Here is an 18,542-nt window from a genome sequence, read left to right as displayed (position 1 = left end):
TCCTCAGCTCGACAGAAAAGCCTTCTAAATGAAGCACTTAGCCGAGGCTGTCAAAGTGAAACCTCAAGCTGAGCCAGCTTGTCAGAGGATGTAGCGCGAAAGGTCCTCATCCTTGCTGAGTTGCTTCAGGCGCGAATCGACGTACGCGGCGTCGATCGTCACCGTCTGGCCGCCGAGCCGGGTGGCGCCGAAGCTCACTTCGTCCAGCAGCCGCTCCATCACGGTCGACAGCCGCCGCGCGCCGATGTTCTCGGTGCGCTCATTCACCTCGTACGCGATATGGGCCAGCCGGGTGATGCCTTCGGGCGTGAACTCCAGCGTGACGCCCTCGGTCTGCAGCAGCGCCTGGTACTGCTTGACCAGCGACGCGTGGGTCTGGGTCAGGATGGCCTCGAAGTCCTGCACCGACAGCGACTGCAGCTCCACCCGGATCGGCAGCCGGCCCTGCAGTTCCGGGATGAGGTCGCTGGGCTTGCTCATCTGGAAGGCGCCGCTGGCGATGAACAGGATGTGGTCGGTGCGGATCGGCCCGTACTTGGTCGAGACCGTGGTGCCCTCCACCAGCGGCAGCAGGTCGCGCTGCACGCCCTGGCGCGAGACCTCGGCGCCGCTGGAGGCGCCGTCGCTGCGCGATGTCACCTTGTCGATCTCGTCGATGAACACGATGCCGTTCTGTTCGGCGCTGTTGATCGCCTGGGTGCGGATCTCGTCCTCGTTCACCAGCTTGCCGGCCTCTTCGTCCACCAGCAGCTTCATCGCCTCGCCGATCCGCAGCTTGCGCAGCTTGCGCTTGGCGCCGCCGAACTGGCTGAACATGCCGCGCAGCTGCTCGGTCATTTCGTCCATGCCGGCCGGCCCCATGATTTCCAGCTGCGGCCGCGGCTCGCTCAGCTCGATCTCGATCTCCTTGGCGTCGAGGTCGCCCTCGCGCAGCTTCTTGCGGAACGCCTGGCGCGCAGTACTGTCCGCCGGCGGGGCGTCCACGCCGCGCGAAAACGACGAATCGGCCGTGCGCGCCGTGGGAATCAGGATGTCCAGGATGCGGTCTTCCGCCGCGTCCTCGGCCCGGGTGCGCACCTTGCGCATCTCCGCCACCCGGGTCTGCTTGACGGCCATCTCCGCCAGGTCGCGGATGATGGAATCCACGTCCTTGCCGACGTAGCCGACCTCGGTGAACTTGGTCGCTTCCACCTTGATGAAGGGCGCATCCGCCAGCCGCGCCAGCCGGCGCGCGATCTCGGTCTTGCCGACGCCGGTCGGCCCGATCATCAGGATGTTCTTGGGCGTGATCTCGCCGCGCAGCTTCTCGTCCACCTGCTGGCGCCGCCAGCGGTTGCGCAGCGCGATCGCCACTGCGCGCTTGGCGTCGGCCTGGCCGACGATGTGGCGGTCCAGTTCGGACACGATTTCTTGTGGCGTCATTGAGGACATGGTCTTCTTCAATTCGGGGACAAGGACGCAGAAGACGCAGAAGCAACGCAGAAGTCGCAGAGGAAACCGATGGAGGTTTTGAATTCAGCTTTCATCGTCTTGTTCTTTGCGTGTTCTGCGTCGCTTCTGCGCTTTCTGCGTCCGGCTGTCCGTTTTCAGAGCGTTTCGACGGTGTGGTTCATGTTGGTGTAGATGCACAGCTCGCCGGCGATCTCGAGCGACTTCTTGACGATGTCGCGGGCGCCGAGTTCGGTGTTGTCCAGCAACGCCTTGGCGGCCGCCTGGGCATAGGCGCCGCCGGAGCCGATGGCGATGATGCCGTGCTCGGGTTCCAGCACGTCGCCGTTGCCGGTGATGATCAGCGACGCCTCCTTGTCGGCGACGGCCAGCATCGCTTCGAGCTTGCGCAGCACGCGGTCGGTGCGCCAGTCCTTGGTCAGCTCGATCGCGGCTCGCACCAGCTGGCCCTGGTGCTTCTCCAGCTTGGCTTCGAAGCGCTCGAACAGGGTGAAGGCGTCGGCGGTGGCGCCGGCGAAACCGGCCAGCACCTTGTCGTGGTAGAGCTTGCGGACCTTGCGGGCCGAGCCCTTGACCACGATGTTGCCCAGCGTGACCTGGCCGTCGCCGCCGATCGCCACCTGCCAGCTGCCGTCCGCATTCCGGCGGCGGACGCTGACGATGGTCGTTCCATGAAATTGTTCCATCGCCAGCAGCTTGGGGCCGGCGCGGCCGAATCAAGGCCGGCAGCAGCCCGGGCCGCTAGTCGGTGCGGGCGATGACCCGTGCGTGCTCGCTGATGCCGATCACGTTGAAGAAGCCGGCCACCAGCCGATGCACGTGGACGAACTGCACCTGCCGGCCCTCGGCCTGGCGCGAGGAGACCCAGTTCAGCAGCGTGCCGGCCGCCGAGAAGTCGATGCGGATCAGGCGGTCGCAGGAAATGATCATGATGTCGGCGCCGGCCAGCTTGGCATCGAGCGTCGCCAGCGCTTCGGCGGCGTCGCCCAGGATCTGGCCGGCAAGCTCGACGGTCGACACGTTGGAGATCTGCGGGATCTGGCTGTCGCCCACCATCGTCATCGCGCCGGTCGCCATCGAATCGTGGAAGGCGTCGCCGATGATGGTGTGGCCGGAGATGTAGCTGCCGTCGTTCTGCAGCGGCTTGAACTCGGTGCGCGCGCTTTCCCAGGACGGCGGCGACACCTCGTAGGTCACGCAGTAATCCAGCGCCACCAGCTCGAATTCGTCCGGCTGGTGCGTCACCCGCAGCATCTCCATGCGCAGGCGCCACCAGGCCGGATTGGCCGTCTTGTCGCCCGAGGGCGTGCCGTTGCGCAGCACGTTCTCCAGGTTGCCGGCGCCGATGAAGCGCAATTGCACCGGTTGCGAAGCCCACTGGGTGAACAGCTTGGCCAGGCCTTCCAGCGCCACTTCCTCGATGGTGGTCAGCTTGTTCCAGTTCAGGCGCCACGGCTGCGGGGCCTTGGCCAGCGCCGCATTGAGCGCGGCCAGCGTCTGGGTGCCGAACGATGCCGGCGAGGTCCAGTCGGCGATCTGCTGGTTCGGCGTCGGCGTCCCCGCCGGCGGCGCGTTCATGCGGCTCACCGCGTCGGGCAGCGAGACCCATTGCGGTGCCGAACGCGCAAAGCGGCCGGCGAATTCGATCGCGGCCGCCTCGTAGCGATCCAGCTGGCCGGTGGCGCGGTACAGGTCGAACAGCGTCAGCCAGGTTTCGTCGTGGTTGATCCGCGTCCCGGTGGGCGCCAGCACTTCCATCAGCCCGGCCTCGGCACCGGCGTCGTCGCCGTTGGCGAAGCGGATCGCCGCTTCCTCCAGCTCGGGGTCATGGGCAAATTCGTCGACGTCGATGGCGATCAGCTTGGAGGCCGAGAACACGCTGTTGCTGTTGCTCGATGGCAGCGAATCGCCCTTGTTCGGCGTGACGGCGGAGATCGGCCGTTGCGGCGCCGGCCTGGAGGCAGGCCCGGCCCGGCCGGGCGCGGGCGCCGCCGGTGTCACCGGTGCATCCGGCCGCGCCGGCGGCATCGCCCCCGGCGTCACCGACCCCAGCATCGGCGGCGTTTCGGTCGGGGCCGGGGAGGCCAGCGGCTCCAGCGGCTGCGGCGCCGTGCGGGTGTACGAATTGGTGCGGTTGGGCGGCAGCGGCACGCGCGCGTTCTCGATCGGCGCATGGGCCGAGCCCGGCAGGGCGCCACTGGTGCTGCGCAGGGACGAGTCGCCGTGCTTGGTCTTCCACCACTGCATCGACATCTGCGCCTCGATCTCGTCGATCTTCTTGAGCGTGGTGGCCCGGTCGTCCGGCTTGGACGGCATCGAGCTCTGGAAGAACGAGGGCCGCGCCATCGGGTCCTGCCCTGCCATCACCTCGCTGCGGCGCATTTTGCGCAGCATGTCGAACTCGCGCTTGCGCACGAAGTCGTTGCGGCGCTTGCGCTCGATCATCTCCTTGAGCATCTGCTTGGAGTAGCTGCTCTCGCGATCGGTCTCCTGCTGGTCCAGGTCGGCCCAGTTCGTCGTCGGGTTGCGGACGAATTTGACGACCTTGGACAGCAGGCCGGAATCGTCTTTGGACATGGGGCTGGAAGGTCGCTTCTGTGGTTGGACTGCCGGGGAAAGCCTAGTCCCCGAACATCTTCTGTTTGAGTTCGCGGCGCTGCTGCGCCTCCAGCGACAGCGTCGCCGTCGGCCGGGCCAGCAGGCGGCCGACGCCGATCGGCTCGCCGGTTTCGTCGCAGTAGCCGTAATCGCCGGCGTCGATGCGGGCGATCGACTGCTCGATCTTCTTGAGCAGCTTGCGCTCGCGGTCGCGGGTGCGCAGTTCCAGCGCGTGCTCCTCCTCGATCGTCGCCCGGTCGGCGGGATCGGGCACGATCACGGTGTCCTCGCGCAGGTGCTCGGTCGTTTCACCGGCGCTGTTGAGGATGTCCTGCTTGAGTTGGGTCAGCTTCAGGCGGAAGAACGCCATCTGCTTCTCGTTCATGTATTCCGTGTCCGGCATCGCCAGGACTTCGGCGTCGCTCAGCTGGTCCACCGACTTGGTCTTCCAGTTGTTGGCGAGCTTGGGGTCTTTCTTGACCGCCACCATCGGCGGCGCGGGGAGGACTGCTGGAGGCATGGTGTGGGTGTAGCTGGATTTGGCGGCGGTGGAGGCCACGGACTGCGCCATCGAGGGCACCGTGATCTGGGCCAGCCGGGCGGAGGGCTTGGTGGCCCGCGCCGGCGCACCGGCCTGCACCACCGGCATCGGCCGGGGGGCGTCAGGACGGACGGCGGACGGCGCCGGCGGCGCCTCGGAGCGGGTGGTGGCCTTGGCTGCGGATGCGGCCTTGGGCTTGGCCGTGGCCGGAACGGCCTTGGCTGTCGGAGTCTTGACGGGCAATGGTTTCTTCGCTGCGGGTTTTTTTGCCGCTGTCTTGGCCGCCTTGGGGGCCGGCCTGGTTGTCTTCTTCGCAGCCGGCTTGGGGGCCGGCTTTGCTGTCTTCTTCGCTGCCGGCTTGGGCGCCGCTTTGGCGCTGGGCTTGGCTGCGGGCTTGGTTTTGGCCGCGGCCTTCACCGGCGCCTTGGCTGTCTTTTTGGCGGGGGCCGGTCTGGCCTTGGCGGATGCCTTGCCATTCTTGGCCGTGGCCTTGGATTGAGCCTTCAAGTCCTGTCTCCTCGCGACGGCGCCGGCACTGGCCTGGCCCGGATGGGACGGCCTGCCTTGTTCTGGGGGGATTTCGCCTTCATGAGTGCGAGTTATACCCTGATTGCCCCGCTCCCGACCGCCCCCCGAGGGGCCTTGCGCGCGGCTCACCAGCGACGGGCCGCCCCCGGAACGACGCGCAAGTTGCAGAATCGAGACAGTCATCAAGGCTCCCGCCTCAAAAAACGAACGCGCAAGCCTACCTCAAACCAGGCACTGTTCGAGCCCCTGCAGAAAGATATCTTTGGGCAGGTCGATGCCGATGAACACCATCTTGCTGTTGCGGGTCTCCTGCGGCGCCCACGGCGGACCCAGGTCGCTTCCCATCAGCTGGTGCACGCCCTGGAAGATCACCTTGCGCTCGGTGCCCTTCATGCTCAGGACGCCCTTGTAACGCAGCATCTTGGGCCCGTAGATGTTGACGATCGCGCCCAGGAAGTCCTCCAGCTTGGCCGGATCGAAGGCGCGCTCGGAGCGGAACACGAAGCTCTTGACGTCGTCGTCGTGATGGTGGTGGTGCCCTTGCGCGGCGTGCGAGGGGTGGTCGCAGTGCTCGCCGTGCTCGTGGTCGTGCGCATGGTCGTGGCCGTGCTCCTCTTCTTCCTTCAGGAAGTCGGGGTCGATGTCCAGCTTGGCGTTGAGATTGAAGCCGCGCAGGTCGAACACCTCCGCCAGCTTGACGTCGCCGAAATGGACGGCCTTCATCGGCGCCCGCGGGTTCATGTGCTTGAGGCGGTGGATCAGGGCGTCGGTCTCGTCCTTGGCCACCAGGTCGGTCTTGCTGATGAACAGCTGGTCGGCGAAGCCCACCTGGCGCCGCGCCTCCTGCCGGTCGTCCAGCTGCTGGCCGGCGTGCTTGGCATCCACCAGCGTCAGGATCGAGTCCAGCAGGTAGGTCTCGGCGATCTCGTCGTCCATGAAGAAGGTCTGCGCCACCGGGCCCGGGTCGGCCAGGCCGGTGGTCTCGATGATGACGCGGTCGAAATCCAGCAGGCCCTTGCGCTTCTTGGCCGCCAGCAGCTGCAGCGCGCCGCGCAGGTCCTCGCGGATGGTGCAGCAGATGCAGCCGTTGCTCATCTGGATGATCTGTTCCTTGGTCTCGGTGACCAGGATGTCGCTGTCGATGTTCTCTTCGCCGAATTCGTTCTCGATGACGGCGATCTTCTGGCCGTGGGCTTCGCTGAGCACGCGCTTGAGCAGCGTGGTCTTGCCCGAGCCCAGGAAGCCGGTGAGGATGGTGGCGGGAATGAGGCTCATGGTGGCGTCCAGATTCGGTCAGGGGGGTGGGCAGTTTAGCGGTCCGGGCTGCCCTTTGGGGACTACGGGCATCGGCTCACTTGCGCAGCACCACCAGCCCCTTGAGGTACTCGCCCTCGGGGAATTCCAGCGTCATGGGGTGGTCGGGGGCGCCGGCCAGCCGCTCGGTGATGTAGCCGTCGACGCCGGCATCGGCGCCGGCGGAGGCGACGATCTTGTGGAACAGGTCGGCGCTGATGCCGCCCGAACAGGAGAAGGTGAACAGCACGCCCCCCGGCTCCAGCAGCTTGAGCGCCAGCCGGTTGATGTCCTTGTAGGCCCGGGCGGCGCGCTCGGCATGGGCGACCGTCGGCGCCAGCTTGGGCGGGTCCAGCACGATGGCGTCGAAGCTGCGGCCCTCCTCGATGAAACGGCGCAGCGAGCCGTTGACGTCCGCATCCAGGAAATCAGTGCGCGCGAGGTTCAAGCCATTGAGTTGCACGTTGGCGCGCGCGCGCTCCAGCGCCGGCGCCGAGGAATCGATCGAGGTCACGTGGGCCGCCCCGCCGGCCAAGGCCGCCACGGTGAAGCCGCCGGTGTAGCTGTAGCAGTTGAGGACCCGCTGCAGTCCCAGCCGGCGCGCATGCTCGGCGAACTTGTGGCGGCTGTCCCGCTGGTCCAGGTAGAAGCCGGTCTTGTGGCCGGTGGCGATGTCCAGCGTGAGCTTCCAGCCGTGCTCCTGGATCGTCAGCCCGGTCGGCCCTTCGCCGCGCAGCCAGCCAGTTGCTTCAGGCAGCCCTTCCAGCTTGCGCGAGCTGGTGTCCGAGCGCTCGTACAGGCGCGCGAGCCCGGTTTCCGCCAGCAGCGCGTCGGCCAGTGCCGCTTTCCAGCGCTCGGCGCCGGCCGACAGGAACTGCGCCACCAGCGTGTCGCCATAACGGTCGACGATCAGGCCGGGCAGGCCGTCGGATTCGCCATGCACCAGGCGCATCGCGTCGCTGCGGATGTCGAAGCGGCGGCGGGCGCGGATCGCCGCGGCCACCCTGGAAGCGAGGAAGGCGGCGTCGATCCGCTGCTGCTCGTCGAAGCTCCAGGCCCGGGCGCGGATTTTCGAGGCCGGGCTGACCGAGGCCCAGGCCAGGAATTCGCCCTTGTGCGATTCCACCCGCACCGTTTCGCCCGGATCGCCGCCGCCCTTGGCGATGGCCGATTCGAAGATCCAGGGATGCCGGCGCAGGAGCGAGCGCTCCTTGCCGTCTTTGAGTCGCAGGCTTTTCATGCCGCCATTGTCCTGCTTGCGCGTGCAGTGCACGAAGGGCCTGTCATCCCCGCCTCGCGCCGGGATCCAGACGCGACGAAAGCAAACCGTCGACCGGGATCGGAGGCGCACCCTTCCTTGATCGACGGTACTGGTATTCCAGCCTACGGATGCCGGGTCAAGCGCGGCATGGCAGCCACTACGCCTTGCCTGCCTTGCGCTGCGCCCGCGGGTGGGCGGCGTCGTAGGCCTTGGCCAGGTGCTGGAAGTCCAGCCGGGTGTAGACCTGCGTGGTCGTGATGTTGGCGTGCCCGAGCAGCTCCTGCACCGCGCGCAGGTCGCCGCTCGATTGCAGCAGGTGGCTGGCGAAGGAATGGCGCAGCATGTGCGGATGCACCGGCGTCGCCAGGCCGGCCTTCATGCTGCGCTGCTTGAGGCGCTGCCACACCGCCTGCGCCGTCAGCCGCGTGCCGTGGCGGCCGGTGAACAGCGCCGGCTGGTCGGCATGCTTGGCATCGGCAGCCCGCAGCGGCAGCCACGCCTGCAGCGCCTGCAGCGCCTTGCGGCCGACCGGCACGCTGCGCCGCTTGCTGCCCTTGCCCAGCACGTGCGCCTCGCCGGCTTCCAGGTCGATCCAGCCGCGCGCCGTGGTGCTGGCGACGGCATCCAGGCCGACCAGTTCGCCCACCCGCAGGCCGCAGCCATAGAGCAGTTCCACCATCGCGGCGTCGCGCGCCTCCAGCCAGGGATCGGCGCTTTCGTCATGCCAGTCGGCCAGTTGCACCGAATCGTCCACGGCCAGCGCCTTGGGCAGCGGCTTGGGCGCCTTGGGCGCGCGCACGTCCTGCACCGGATTGCTCTGCACCCTGCCCTCGCGGCCCAGCCAGGTGTAGAAGCCGCGCCAGCCCGACAGGATCAGCGCAATGCCGCGGCCGCTGCGGCCCCGGCTGTGCATCTGCGCCACCCAGCGCCGGATGTGCGCGTTCTGCACCCGCAGCAATTCGACATTGGCAGTGGCGGCGAAGTCGGACAGTTTGCGCAGGTCGATCGCGTACAGCTCCACCGTCCGCCGCGCCAGCCGCTTCTCGACGCGGACATGCTCGAGATATCTCTCGACCAGGCCGCTGTCGTCGAGTGCGGCGCTCATCGCCTCAGTCGTGCCGCAGCCGCGACAGCGCGGCGCTGGCCAGTTCGGCGATCCGCTCCAGGAAGTCCGTGCCCATGCCGCTCTGGAAGCGCTGCGGATCGGGCGAGGCCAGCACCAGCATGCCGAAGGCGGGCTCGGCGGTGTTGACGGCGCCGTCGCGCAAGGGGATCAGCGCCAGCGACAGCGCGGTGGCGCTGTCGGCCAGCCAGTTGACGGCCTCGAAGCCGGAATTGACACCGCAGTACGGCTGCGTCAGCGAGGAGGCGAAGCTCTTGGCGTCCTCGGTCACGCCCTCGGCGAACGCCTCCTGGCCGTAGCGGCTGTCCACGTCCCAGACCTTGATCGCCACCTGCGGCACCATGAACTGGTTCTCGATCTCGCTGGCGATGGTGGCGGGCAGCGAACGGCCCGAGCGCACCTGCAGCAGGTTGCGGGCCCAGCGCTGCAGCCGGTCGGCAATGATCACGTTCTCGTTGCCGTGCCGCACCATGTCCATCAGCCGGTGCTCCAGCGCCTTGATCTTCTCGCGCAGCATCTCGGCCTGCCGCTCCTGCAGGCTGACGGCGCGGTGGCTGTGCGGGCTGGTCAGGTGCACCGCCGCCAGCAGCTCGGAGTGGCGGGCGAAGAAGTCGGGCGTGTTCGCCAGGTAATTGGCGATGTCGTCCTCGGTGATCGGGTTCATGGCGTCGGTCGGTTTCATGCGTTGTTCTCGTCCAGGTTGATCTCGCCTTCGTACACGGTCACGGCCGGCCCGGTCATCAGCACCGGCGCGCCCTCCCGGCCGCTCCACTCGATCGTCAGCACGCCGCCGCGGGTCTGCACGTCGACGCGCGCATCCAGCAGGCCGAGCCGGATGCCCGCCACCACCGCGGCGCAGGCCCCGGTGCCGCAGGCCAGCGTCTCGCCGGCGCCGCGTTCCCAGACCCGCAGCTTCACGTGCGAGCGGTCCACCACCTGCAGGAAGCCGGCGTTGACCCGGCGCGGGAAGCGCGCGTGGTTCTCGATCATCGGGCCCTGCGCCGCGACGGGCGCCGTCTCCACGTCGGCCACCAGCTGCACCGCGTGCGGATTGCCCATCGACAGCACCGCCACCGAAATGGTAGTGGAAGGCGCGGCCGGCGCCAGCGCCAGCGGCCAGGTTTGCCAGGAACCGTGGCTTTGAGGGGAAAGCCCGGCCGCATCGAAGGGCACCAGCTGGAGTTCGAACACCGGCGCGCCCATGTCCACGGTGACGCGGCCGTCGGCGTCGAGCCGCGGCTCGATCACGCCGGACATGGTGCGGACCCGGACGCTGTCCTTGCCGGTCAGCCCCTTGTCGCGCACGTAGCGCACGAAGCAGCGCGCGCCGTTGCCGCATTGCTCCACCTCGCCGCCGTCGGCGTTGTGGATCACGTATTCGAAGTCGATGCCCGGCGCCGGCGAGGGCCGCACCGACAGGATCTGGTCGGCGCCGACGCCGAAGTGGCGGTCCGCCAGCTGCCGGTATTGCGCGCGGCTCAGGTGCAGCAGGCCGCGGGTTTCGTCCAGCACGACGAAGTCGTTGCCGGCGCCCTGCATCTTGGTGAACGGGATCCTCATGGGCCGATTATCGTCACCCGCTGCCTGCCCCGCCGCAGGACGCTAGTCGATGCTGACGTTGGCCGCCTTCACCACCTCGGCCCATTTGACGCGGTTGGCATGGACCGTGGCGCGGAACTGTTCGGGCGTCTCGATGCGCACCGAGTTGCCGGCCAGCTCCAGCCGGGCGCGCACCTCCGGGTTCTCCAGCACCGTGCGGATGGCGGCATTGAGCTTGCCGACGATGCGCGGGTCCGTGCCCCTGGGCGCGAACACGGCGAACCAGATCGAGCTGTCGAAGCCGGCAGTGCCCGGCAACCTGCTTTCGGCGATGGTGGGCACGTCGGCGATCGCCGGCACGCGGGTGGCGGTGGTCACGCCCAGCAGCCGCACCTTGCCGGCCTTGTACTGCGTCATCACCGTCTGCACCTGGTTCATGATGCAGCAGGTCTCGCCCTTGAGCACCCCCAGCATCGCCTCCGGGCCGCCCTTGTAGGGCACGTGGACCATGTTCAGGCCCAGGCGCGAATTGAACTCGGCAAACGCCATATGGGTGCCGGTGCCGTTGCCGGTGGACGCGTAGTTGTACTTGCCCGGGTTGGCCTTCACCAGCTCGACGAACTCATGGAGCGTCCTGACGTTCATCACCTGCGGATTGACGGTGAGCACGTTGGAGACGTCCAGGATCGGCGCGACCGGCACGAAGTCGTTTTCGACGTCGAACGGCAGCTTCTTGTACAGGGCCGCATTGCTGCCATGCGTGGCCGCCGTGCCGAACACCAGGGTGTAGCCGTCCGGCTTGGCGCGGGCCACGTATTCGCTGGCGATGTTGCCGGCCGCGCCGACCTTGTAGTCGATGACCACCGGCTGCCCCAGCACCTTGCCCAGCGGCTCCTGGATGGCGCGCGCCACCACGTCGACGCCGGAGCCGGCCGGGAAGGTCATCACCAGCGTGACGGGCTGCTGCGGCCAGTCGCCCTGCGCCCGCGCCAGCGGCGCGGCGGCAACCAGGGACGCGGCCAGCAGCCCCAGAGCGGCGCGGCGGAAGGTCTGGATGTTCACGGTCGGCTCCTTCGATGGTGGCTGCCATTCTGGGGGCAAGGCGGCCCGCCGGCGCCGGGCTTCAGTCCGCCTTGATGTTGTTCTCGTGGACCACCTTGGTCCAGATGTCGACCTGCTTGTCGATGAAGGTGCGGGCCACCTCGGGCGAGCCGCCGATCACGCTGATGCCCTGGCCGGACAGCCGCTGCGCCACCTCGGGCGACTTCAGCGCCTTGTTCAGTTCCTCGTTCATGCGCCTGACGATCTCGGGCGGCGTCTTCGCCGGCGCCAGCACGGCCCACCAGGCGGGCGCGTCGAAGCCGGGATAGCCGCTCTCGGCCACCGTCGGCACGTCCGGCAGTTCGGCGGTGCGCTTGCTGGTGGTCACGGCCAGCGGCCGCATGCGCTTGGCATCGATGAAGGGCTTGGTCACGAACACCGAGCCGATGGTCAGCGGAACGTGGCCGGCGACGCCGTCGTTCATCAGCGGGCCGCCGCCCTTGTACGGCACGTGCTGCCAGTCGAGGCCGCCGTTGCGCCCCAGCAGCGTCATCGCCAGGTGGCCCAGGCTGCCGGAGCCGATCGAGCCGTAGTTGACCGGCTTCTTGGCCTTGGCGGCGGCGACCACGTCGGCGAAGGTCTTGTACTCGGAGCCGACGTTGGTGGCGATCACCATCGCGGAGGTGCCCACCAGGATCACCGGCGCCAGGTCGCGCTTGGTGTCGTACGACAGGCCGGGAATCAGCGCCTGGTTGACGCCATGGGTGTCGAACACCACGGCGAAGGTATAGCCGTCCGGCTGGGCAGCGACCACGGCGGCGGTGCCGATGGTGCCCGAGGCGCCGCCCTTGTTCTCCACGATCACGGTCTGGCCCAGCTGCTGCTGCAGCGGCACGGACAGGATGCGCGCCACCTGGTCGACCGAGCCGCCCGGCGGGAACACCGCCACCAGCCTGATCGGCTGCTTCGCAGGCCAGGCCTGGGCATTCGCCGCCAGCGGCAGCACCGTCAGGGCCAGCAGGCCCGCCAGCATCGATACGCCGGTCCAACGCTTGATCATCATCGGTCTGTCTCCTGCAAAAGCAGCCAGTATGGAAGTGCCGGCGCGCCAACGGTGAGCGCGCTTTCACCGACGGGTTTTCCCCAAGCCGCCGGGCCGCGGCCGGGCGCTGCCGATAATGGGGCCATGGTCCGTCCCTCCCAGCTCCTGCATCCCCAGCGCGAACCCGCGGCCCCCCGGCCCGCCGCCACCGTGCTGCTGCTGCGCGATGGCGCGGCCGGCGCCGGCATCGAGGTGCTGATGACCCGCCGCTCGCCCACCGCCAGCTTCGCGCCCGGCGCCTATGTCTTTCCCGGCGGCGGCATCGACGCGGCCGACGGCGCCGCCCACCGGATCGCCGCGCGCCGTCCGGGCCAGGGCGACCTGCACCTGACGCAGGCGATCGCAGCCATCCGCGAGAGCTACGAGGAGCTGGGGGTGCTGCTGGCCCGCCACGCCGACGGCCGCCCGGCCGACGATGCCGACATCGCGGCGCTCAGGCGCGACGCCCCCTTCGCCGCCCAGTGCGAGGCCCGCGGCCTGACGCTGGCTGCCGACGAGGTCTACGTGCTGGCGCACTGGATCACCGACCGCGAACTGCCGCGCCGTTTCGACGTGCCCTTCCTGGTGGCGCGCATGCCCGCCAGCCAGGCGCCGGTCGCCGACGAGTCGGAGCAGTTCGAGCCGGTGTGGGTGCGGCCGGCCGACGCGCTGGCCCGCCACAAGGCCGGCAGCTTCTTCATGATCTTCCCGACCATCCGCACGCTGGAGCGGCTGGAGCACTTCGAGTCGGTCGACGCCGTGCTGCAGGCTTGCGCGAGCGAGCTGCCGCTGTGGACCAGCTGTCCGCGGGCCGGCCTGCTGCGCGGCGCCGAGGCGCGCTACATGGAGCACGAAAGCCCGTACGGCGAGCTGGAACTGGTCAGCCCCGACGGCCAGATCGTCCACCACCTGGACTGGCGCACCGACGAGCCGGTGCGGCTGCTGAAGAACGTGCTGCGGCTGACCGCGCCCAACCCCGGCGTGATGACCGGCCCCGGCACCAACAGCTACCTGGTCGGCGATCCGGACAGCGGCTACATCGCGATCGATCCCGGCCCCGCGGGCAGCGAGCACATCGAGCGCCTGTGGCACGCCACCGGCGGCGACATCCGCATGATCGTCTGCACCCATTCGCACGCCGACCATTCGCCCGGCGCCAGGCCGTTGCAGGCGATGTGCAGGAACCGTCCGCCGATCCTGGGCCTGGCCTCGCTGCCGACGGCGCGGCCGGCCAGCGAATTCACGCCGGACCGCCAACTGGCCAATGGCGAACGGCTGATGGTCGGCGCCGGCCCCGCGCAGCACACGCTGCAGGTGGTCCTCACGCCCGGTCACGCGGCCAACCACCTGTGCCTGGTGCTGGTGGAGGACGGCCTGCTGTTTTCCGGCGACCACATCCTCAACGGCAGCACCACGGTGGTCGACCCGCCGGACGGCAACATGACCGATTACCTGGAGTCGCTGGACGCGCTCAGCGCCGCCTGCGACGCGCACGGCATCGGCTTCATCCTGCCGGCCCACGGCCACGTGCTGGGGGCGGCCAAGCAGGCGATCGCCCACCTGAAGACCCACCGGCTCAGGCGCGAGGCCAAGGTGCTGGCCGCGATGCGGGCCCGGCCTGACGGCAGCCTGGAGCAATGGGTGGAGCTGGCCTACGACGACGTGCCGCCGCGCATGTGGCCGGTGGCGCAGCGCTCGCTGCTGGCGCACGTGCAGCGGCTCGAGGCCATGCAGGGCGGCCAATGACCGAACCGGTGCGGCTGGCCAAGCGCGTGGCCGAACTCAAGGGCTGCTCACGCCGGGAAGCGGAGCAATACATCGAGGGCGGCTGGGTGACGGTGGACGGCGTGTTGGTCGAGGAGCCGATGGCGCGGGTGCAGGACCAGAAGGTGCAGGTCGATCCCTCGGCCAGCCTGCTGGCGCTGCTGCCGGTGACCATCCTGCTGCACAAGCCGGCCGACGCCGCGCCCGAGGTGCATCCGAACCTGCGTGCCAGCGACGATCCCTCGGGCGTGCGCCCGCTCAAGCGCCACTTCGCCCACCTCGTGATCCCGTCGGCGTTGCCGCGCCAGGCCAGCGGCCTGGTGGTGCTGAGCCAGGACGGCCGCATCCTGCGCAAGCTGACCGAGGACGCGGCCACCATCGAGCAGGAACTGATCGCGCAGGTGGCCGGCGAGGTGACGCCGGAGCAGGTCAAGCGCCTGTGCCACGGCCTGACGTTCCGCAACCAGCCGTTGCCGCCGATCAAGGTCAGCGTCAACAGCACTGGCGAAGGCGAGACGCGGCTGCGCTTCGCGCTGAAGGGGGTGCTGCCCGAGCATGTGCCCGGCATGTGCGACGCCGTCGGCCTGCGGCTGCTGGCGCTCAAGCGCATGCGGCTGGGCCGCGTCTCGCTGGGGCCGCTGCCGGTGGGGCAGTGGCGCTACCTGATGGCGCACGAGCGGTTCTAGCGGCCGTCATCGGCACAAACTGTCGTCCCGGGCTTGACTCGGGACCCATCCCAGTCCGCGCAAACCCGTCCCGTTCGCGTTGAGCCTGTCGAAACGCCGCAGGGCCGGCTCCGCGCGGCGCGACAGGCGGCGCCCGACGCGCAGAAGGTTGGTCAGCGTGCGCGCGCCATCGGGTCATCGACGGCGAGGCTGGGGAGGGTGCGGCGCATCTTGCGCGGTGCCTGTGTTTTCCCGATTCCATGACGGCGCGCTTCAGCGCGCTTCGTGATCTGGCTCGTCGCACTTGTCCGAACAGTGCGGCCTGAGGCGCACTGTGAGTTGTGCGACGCGTCATGGAATCGGGAAAACACAGGGAAGCCGGTGCATGGCACCGGCCGCCGTGCCGATGCGCTGCGCCCTCGCCGGCTTCGCCGTCCGCGCGGAGCCTGGCCCTCTGCGGCGTTTCGACAAGCTCAACGCGAACGGAGAGACGGCGCACTCCCGGCCTCGCCGTCCGCGCGGCCGCCGGCCGCCGCCGCAGAAAGAAAAAAGTGTGAAGTCCGCCGATAAGCCGGATTCTGTGGCGCCGGGGTTGCCCCCGGCGTGACCGCCATTAATCTGGGCCGCCTGTCGCCAGACGGCTCGGTGCTACCTACCCGCACACTCCGGGGGCCCCGTCAACGTGTGCCTACTTGGTATTGCTGCGCGTAGAGATTGCCCGTTTCACCCGACAAGCCGTCCTTGCGAACGACCCGTCGACTCGTCTCTGTTGCTCTGATCCTCACCTCGCGGTGGAGAGGTGTTACCTCCTACGCTGCCCTGTGCAGTCCGGACGTTCCTCCAGTGCCTGGTTTCCCAGATTGCACCAGCGGCGGTCTGGCGGGCTTCACCCACGCATTATCGCCCTGCGCCACAATGGCCGCCCGACCTCGCCAAAAGGAGCAGCCCTTGAAAGCCGAAAACATCCTGCAGACCATCGGCAACACGCCGCACATCCGCATCAACCGCCTGTTCGGCGCACGCAACGTCTGGATCAAGTCCGAGCGCGCCAATCCCGGCGGCTCGATCAAGGACCGGATCGCGCTGTCGATGGTGGAAGCCGCCGAGAAGTCCGGCGCCCTCAAGCCCGGCGGCACCATCGTCGAGCCGACCTCGGGCAACACCGGCATCGGCCTGGCCATGGTGGCGGCCGTCAAGGGCTACAAGATCGTGCTGGTGATGCCCGACAGCATGTCGGTGGAGCGCCGCCGCCTGATGCTGGCCTACGGCGCCAGCTTCGACCTGACCCCGCGCGAAAAGGGCATGAAGGGCTGCATCGCCCGTGCCGAGGAAATCGTCGCCGCCACGCCCGGCGCCTGGATGCCCCAGCAGTTCGAGAACCCGGCCAACATCGAGGTCCATGACCGCACCACGGCGCAGGAAATCATCGCCGACTTCCCCGGTGGCCTGGACGTGCTGATCACCGGCGTCGGCACCGGCGGCCACATCACCGGCTGCGCCCGCACGCTCAAGGCCAAGTGGCCCAAGCTGCAGGTGTTCGCGGTGGAGCCGACCGCCTCGCCGGTGATTTCCGGCGGCCAGCCGGCGCCGCACCCGATCCAGGGCATCGGCGCCGGCTTCATCCCGAAGAACCTGGACACCGCGCTGCTCGACGGCGTCATCCTGGTGGAAGCCGAGGCGGCCCGCGAGATGGCGCGCCGCAGCGCGCGCGAGGAAGGCATCCTGGTGGGCATCTCCTCGGGCGCCACCCTGGCCGCGATCGCGCAGAAGCTGCCCGACCTGCCGGCCGGCGCCACGGTGCTGGGCTTCAACTACGACACCGGCGAGCGCTACCTGTCGATCGAGGGCTTCCTGCCGGCGTAATGTGAGCCCCCACGCTGGCGGGCATGCCATCCCGCGGCGCTGCCCCCCGAGGGGGCTGTCGTGCCTTGGGGCGGCCCGGCGGCGCGACGTCCGCCCTGTCGCCGCCCCGTTATCATCGGCGCTTGCCTGCTTGATCAACACAAGCCGCAATTGCGATGATCCGACTGTCCGAAATCAAGCTCACGCTGGCCGAAGCGGAGCACCCCGAACCCGTCCTGCTCGCAGCCGCCTGCCGGTTGCTGGCGCTGCCGCGCGAGCAGATCGCGCAGGTGGAGTTGTTCAAACGCAGCTTCGACGCCCGCAAGGCCGACCTGGCCGCGGTCTACATCGTCGACGTGACGCTGGCCGATCCGGCGCAGGAGCCGGCGCTGCTGGCGAAGTCCGCCGGCAACCCCCACGTCAGCGCCACGCCCGACATGGTGTGGCATCCGCCGGTCGCCGCGCCCGCCGACCTGCCGGTGCGGCCGGTGGTGGTGGGCTTCGGGCCGTGCGGCATCTTCGCGGCGCTGGTGCTGGCCCAGATGGGATTCAGGCCGATCGTGCTGGAGCGCGGCAAGCCGGTGCGCCAGCGCACCAAGGACACCTGGGCCCTGTGGCGCCAGGGCGTGCTCGACCCGGAAAGCAACGTGCAGTTCGGCGAAGGCGGCGCCGGCACCTTCTCCGACGGCAAGCTCTATAGCCAGATCAAGGACCCGCGGCATCTCGGGCGCAAGGTGATGGGCGAGTTCGTCAAGGCCGGCGCGCCGCCGGAGATCCTGTACGTGGCCCATCCGCACATCGGCACCTTCAAGCTGGTGAAGGTGGTGGAGCACATGCGCGAGCAGATCATCGCGCTGGGCGGCGAGATCCGCTTCCAGCAGCGCGTCACCGACCTGCAGATCGAGGACGGCCAGGTCAGGGGACTGACGGTGCTGGACCAGGCCAGCGGCAAGAGCAGCGAACTGCGCGCCGACCAGGTCGTGCTGGCGCTGGGCCACAGCGCCCGCGACACCTTCGAGATGCTGCACCGGCGCGGCGTGTTCGTCGAGGCCAAGCCGTTCTCGATCGGCTTTCGCATCGAGCATCCGCAGGGCGTGATCGACCGCGCCCGCTGGGGCCGCCATGCCGGCCATCCGCTGCTGGGCGCCGCCGACTACAAGCTGGTGCACCACGCCGGCAACGGCCGCTCGGTCTACAGCTTCTGCATGTGCCCCGGCGGCACGGTGGTGGCCGCCACCTCCGAGCCGGGCCGGGTGGTCACCAACGGCATGAGCCAGTATTCGCGCAACGAGCGCAACGCCAACGCCGGCATGGTGGTGGGCATCGATCCGGCCGACTTTCCAGGCGGTCCGCTGGCCGGCATCGACCTGCAGCGCCGGCTCGAATCGACCGCCTACACGCTGGGCGGCGGCGACTACCGCGCGCCGGGCCAGCTGGTGGGCGACTTCCTGGCCGGCCGCGCCTCGACCCAACTGGGCGAGGTCGAGCCGTCGTACACGCCCGGCGTGACGCTGGGCGACCTGGCGCCGGCGCTGCCCGATTACGCGATCGCGGCGCTGCGCGAGGCGCTGCCGGTGTTCGGCCGCAAGATCAAGGGCTTCGACATGCCCGACGCCGTGCTCACCGGCGTCGAAACCCGAACCTCCTCGCCGCTGCGCATCACCCGCGGCGAGGACTACCAGAGCCTGAACGTGCGCGGCCTGTTTCCCGCCGGCGAAGGCGCCGCCTACGCCGGCGGCATCCTGTCGGCCGGCGTCGACGGCATCCGCGTCGGCGAGGCCGTGGCCCGCGCCGCCCTCCGAATTTCCACCTGAATC

General features: G+C 69.0%; 16 protein-coding genes and 1 other RNA gene. 5 read left to right on the top strand and 12 right to left on the bottom strand.

Annotated elements, in window-relative coordinates; translation table 11 throughout:
* Window positions 1–81: 81 nt before the first annotated feature.
* The 4 genes from hslU to dksA form a co-directional block, all read right to left on the bottom strand.
* Entirely contained in the window at window positions 82–1,431 is a 1,350-nt protein-coding gene (hslU, locus tag ACFPOE_RS13940; protein ID WP_376850730.1) for an ATP-dependent protease ATPase subunit HslU, read from the bottom strand.
* A gap of 155 nt (window positions 1,432–1,586) precedes the next feature.
* Window positions 1,587–2,135, bottom strand: coding sequence for an ATP-dependent protease subunit HslV (hslV, locus tag ACFPOE_RS13935; RefSeq protein WP_376850729.1), 549 nt, complete (start codon window positions 2,133–2,135; stop codon window positions 1,587–1,589).
* A 55-nt stretch (window positions 2,136–2,190) separates the two neighbouring features.
* Window positions 2,191–4,026: an STAS domain-containing protein gene (locus ACFPOE_RS13930; protein WP_376850728.1), complete on the bottom strand. Its 1,836-nt coding sequence runs from the start codon at window positions 4,024–4,026 to the stop codon at window positions 2,191–2,193.
* A gap of 43 nt (window positions 4,027–4,069) precedes the next feature.
* The gene (gene dksA, locus ACFPOE_RS13925; protein ID WP_376850727.1) at window positions 4,070–4,831 is read right to left on the bottom strand and encodes an RNA polymerase-binding protein DksA; all 762 of its coding nucleotides are present in this window, start codon (window positions 4,829–4,831) and stop codon (window positions 4,070–4,072) included.
* Here dksA and ACFPOE_RS13920 point away from each other — a divergent pair.
* Window positions 4,821–5,087: a hypothetical protein gene (locus ACFPOE_RS13920; RefSeq protein ID WP_376850726.1), complete on the top strand. Its 267-nt coding sequence runs from the start codon at window positions 4,821–4,823 to the stop codon at window positions 5,085–5,087. The genes dksA and ACFPOE_RS13920 overlap by 11 nt on opposite strands.
* 251 nt (window positions 5,088–5,338) lie before the next feature.
* Here ACFPOE_RS13920 and ACFPOE_RS13915 read toward each other — a convergent pair whose 3' ends face one another.
* The 7 genes from ACFPOE_RS13915 to ACFPOE_RS13885 all read right to left on the bottom strand — a co-directional run bounded on the left by ACFPOE_RS13915 (window position 5,339) and on the right by ACFPOE_RS13885 (window position 12,436).
* Entirely contained in the window at window positions 5,339–6,391 is a 1,053-nt protein-coding gene (locus tag ACFPOE_RS13915) for a CobW family GTP-binding protein (RefSeq protein ID WP_376850725.1), read from the bottom strand.
* Between the two features lie 76 nt (window positions 6,392–6,467).
* Window positions 6,468–7,649 carry a class I SAM-dependent rRNA methyltransferase gene (locus tag ACFPOE_RS13910; RefSeq protein WP_376850724.1) on the bottom strand — a complete coding sequence of 394 codons (1,182 nt, stop codon included), beginning with the start codon at window positions 7,647–7,649 and terminating at the stop codon, window positions 6,468–6,470.
* A 178-nt stretch (window positions 7,650–7,827) separates the two neighbouring features.
* Window positions 7,828–8,775 (bottom strand): tyrosine recombinase XerC, encoded by a 948-nt coding sequence (locus tag ACFPOE_RS13905; RefSeq protein WP_376850723.1) that lies wholly within the window; start codon window positions 8,773–8,775, stop codon window positions 7,828–7,830.
* 4 nt (window positions 8,776–8,779) lie between these two features.
* Complete coding sequence (locus ACFPOE_RS13900; protein ID WP_376850722.1) at window positions 8,780–9,475, bottom strand: DUF484 family protein; 696 nt, start codon at window positions 9,473–9,475, stop codon at window positions 8,780–8,782.
* Window positions 9,472–10,353 carry a diaminopimelate epimerase gene (gene dapF / locus ACFPOE_RS13895; RefSeq protein ID WP_376850721.1) on the bottom strand — a complete coding sequence of 294 codons (882 nt, stop codon included), beginning with the start codon at window positions 10,351–10,353 and terminating at the stop codon, window positions 9,472–9,474. Before dapF ends, ACFPOE_RS13900 begins: the two co-directional genes overlap by 4 nt.
* Window positions 10,354–10,395: 42 nt before the next feature.
* Window positions 10,396–11,394 (bottom strand): Bug family tripartite tricarboxylate transporter substrate binding protein, encoded by a 999-nt coding sequence (locus ACFPOE_RS13890; RefSeq protein ID WP_376850720.1) that lies wholly within the window; start codon window positions 11,392–11,394, stop codon window positions 10,396–10,398.
* Window positions 11,395–11,455: 61 nt separating this feature from the next.
* Complete coding sequence (locus ACFPOE_RS13885; protein WP_376850719.1) at window positions 11,456–12,436, bottom strand: tripartite tricarboxylate transporter substrate binding protein; 981 nt, start codon at window positions 12,434–12,436, stop codon at window positions 11,456–11,458.
* A 123-nt stretch (window positions 12,437–12,559) separates the two neighbouring features.
* Here ACFPOE_RS13885 and ACFPOE_RS13880 point away from each other — a divergent pair, with 123 nt between their 5' ends.
* A complete protein-coding gene (locus tag ACFPOE_RS13880; protein ID WP_376850718.1) occupies window positions 12,560–14,200 on the top strand; it encodes an MBL fold metallo-hydrolase in 1,641 nt (546 codons plus the stop codon).
* On the top strand, window positions 14,197–14,904 hold the full coding sequence (locus tag ACFPOE_RS13875) for an RNA pseudouridine synthase (RefSeq protein WP_376850717.1): 708 nt from the start codon (window positions 14,197–14,199) through the stop codon (window positions 14,902–14,904). The genes ACFPOE_RS13880 and ACFPOE_RS13875 overlap by 4 nt, the downstream gene beginning before the upstream one ends.
* 530 nt (window positions 14,905–15,434) lie before the next feature.
* Here ACFPOE_RS13875 and rnpB read toward each other — a convergent pair.
* An RNA gene (gene rnpB / locus ACFPOE_RS13870) (RNase P RNA component class A) lies at window positions 15,435–15,771 on the bottom strand.
* 60 nt (window positions 15,772–15,831) lie between these two features.
* On the opposite strand from rnpB, the gene cysK reads away from it, so the two are divergent.
* Both cysK and ACFPOE_RS13860 read left to right on the top strand, forming a co-directional pair.
* Window positions 15,832–16,746 (top strand): cysteine synthase A, encoded by a 915-nt coding sequence (gene cysK, locus ACFPOE_RS13865; protein WP_376850716.1) that lies wholly within the window; start codon window positions 15,832–15,834, stop codon window positions 16,744–16,746.
* A gap of 155 nt (window positions 16,747–16,901) precedes the next feature.
* Window positions 16,902–18,539 carry an NAD(P)/FAD-dependent oxidoreductase gene (locus ACFPOE_RS13860; protein ID WP_376850715.1) on the top strand — a complete coding sequence of 546 codons (1,638 nt, stop codon included), beginning with the start codon at window positions 16,902–16,904 and terminating at the stop codon, window positions 18,537–18,539.
* Window positions 18,540–18,542: the final 3 nt, after the last annotated feature.

The organism is Caenimonas terrae, from assembly GCF_042655405.1.
Taxonomy (GTDB): Bacteria; Pseudomonadota; Gammaproteobacteria; order Burkholderiales; family Burkholderiaceae_C; genus Ramlibacter; species Ramlibacter terrae_A.
The sequence above is the reverse complement of the archived record's forward strand: the minus strand, read 5'-3'. Positions and strand labels throughout refer to the sequence as shown.

Bases quoted from the DNA above. Each gene is read 5' to 3' on its own strand.
- ACFPOE_RS13875 (WP_376850717.1), top strand. From the start codon at position 14,197: ATGACCGAACCGGTGCGGCTGGCCAAGCGCGTGGCCGAACTCAAGGGC.
- ACFPOE_RS13910 (WP_376850724.1), bottom strand. From the start codon at position 7,649: ATGAAAAGCCTGCGACTCAAAGACGGCAAGGAGCGCTCGCTCCTGCGC.
- ACFPOE_RS13915 (WP_376850725.1), bottom strand. From the start codon at position 6,391: ATGAGCCTCATTCCCGCCACCATCCTCACCGGCTTCCTGGGCTCGGGC.
- ACFPOE_RS13860 (WP_376850715.1), top strand. From the start codon at position 16,902: ATGATCCGACTGTCCGAAATCAAGCTCACGCTGGCCGAAGCGGAGCAC.
- hslV (WP_376850729.1), bottom strand. From the start codon at position 2,135: ATGGAACAATTTCATGGAACGACCATCGTCAGCGTCCGCCGCCGGAAT.
- ACFPOE_RS13880 (WP_376850718.1), top strand. From the start codon at position 12,560: ATGGTCCGTCCCTCCCAGCTCCTGCATCCCCAGCGCGAACCCGCGGCC.
- dapF (WP_376850721.1), bottom strand. From the start codon at position 10,353: ATGAGGATCCCGTTCACCAAGATGCAGGGCGCCGGCAACGACTTCGTC.
- ACFPOE_RS13930 (WP_376850728.1), bottom strand. From the start codon at position 4,026: ATGTCCAAAGACGATTCCGGCCTGCTGTCCAAGGTCGTCAAATTCGTC.
- ACFPOE_RS13885 (WP_376850719.1), bottom strand. From the start codon at position 12,436: ATGATGATCAAGCGTTGGACCGGCGTATCGATGCTGGCGGGCCTGCTG.
- hslU (WP_376850730.1), bottom strand. From the start codon at position 1,431: ATGTCCTCAATGACGCCACAAGAAATCGTGTCCGAACTGGACCGCCAC.
- ACFPOE_RS13900 (WP_376850722.1), bottom strand. From the start codon at position 9,475: ATGAAACCGACCGACGCCATGAACCCGATCACCGAGGACGACATCGCC.
- ACFPOE_RS13905 (WP_376850723.1), bottom strand. From the start codon at position 8,775: ATGAGCGCCGCACTCGACGACAGCGGCCTGGTCGAGAGATATCTCGAG.